Genomic DNA, 908 nt, shown 5'->3' with positions numbered 1-908 from the left:
GACGTCGCCCGTCGGCTCTGGGCCGCGGGCGCCGGAGCTGCCGCGGCGACCGCCGGCGCGACCGCCGCGCACGCGCTGGACGTGCCGGTCGTGCTCGGCGCCGTCGCCGTCGCCGCTGCCACGTGCGCCGGACTGCGGACCCGTCCGCTGCCCGTCCACCTCCGCACGGGAGCCCACGCGTCGACCGTCACCGCCGTCCTGCTCGGACTGGTCCCCACGGCCGCGCTCGTGCCCGTGACCGTCACCGCCGTCGCCCGTCCGGACCTCGTCGCCGCGCCCCCCGGCGCGTTCGTCGACGTGCTGTCGGTCCTCGCCGTGGTCGCCCTGCTGCTGCTCGCGTCGTGGGCCGACACCGCCCCGTGGGCGTGGCTCGCCCGCCAGGGCGCCGCCTGGCTCACCGAGCTCGCCGTGGTCGCGGCAGCGGCCGTCGCCGGCGCGCTGCTCGTGGCCGCCCCGTCGACGGGGGTGGTGGTCGCGCTGAGCATGCTCGCCGTCGTCGCCGTGCTCGCCTCGGGCCCCGCGCTCGCTCCGCTCCCCCTCGTCGGTCGTGTCCTGCGCGGGGGTCGCGTCCAGGTCCGGACGACGACCGCGGTGGCCCTCCTCGGGGCACTCGTCGCCGCCGACGGGGCAGCCGCCCCGTCCGCCGTGGTGCTCACCCTGGCGGCAGGCGCCACGGTCCTGGCCCGCCGGTGGTGGACCGGCCCTGCCGCCGCCCCGGCCCTCGCCGCGGTCGCCACCGCGTTCACGGGCTGCGCGCTCGGGTCGGCGCTCGAGGCGTTCGGCGCCGCGCACGGCACCGCCTGGACGTCCGCCGCCGCGGCCGTGGTCGCCGGGACGGGCCTCGCCGCCACGCCGCCGTGGAGCGCGCCGTGGGTCGGCACGCGCACGCGACCCGCGCTGCTCCTCGT

The 908-nt window shown here is 80.6% G+C and carries 1 protein-coding gene; it reads left to right on the top strand.

Annotated features, from left to right (window positions below; genetic code table 11):
- A partial coding sequence (locus tag CBZ_RS21295; protein WP_218022845.1) for a hypothetical protein occupies nucleotides 1–908 on the top strand: 908 nt, incomplete at both ends.

This window comes from Cellulomonas biazotea, assembly GCF_004306155.1.
GTDB lineage: Bacteria > Actinomycetota > Actinomycetes > Actinomycetales > Cellulomonadaceae > Cellulomonas > Cellulomonas biazotea.
The sequence above is the reverse complement of the archived record's forward strand: the minus strand, read 5'-3'. Positions and strand labels throughout refer to the sequence as shown.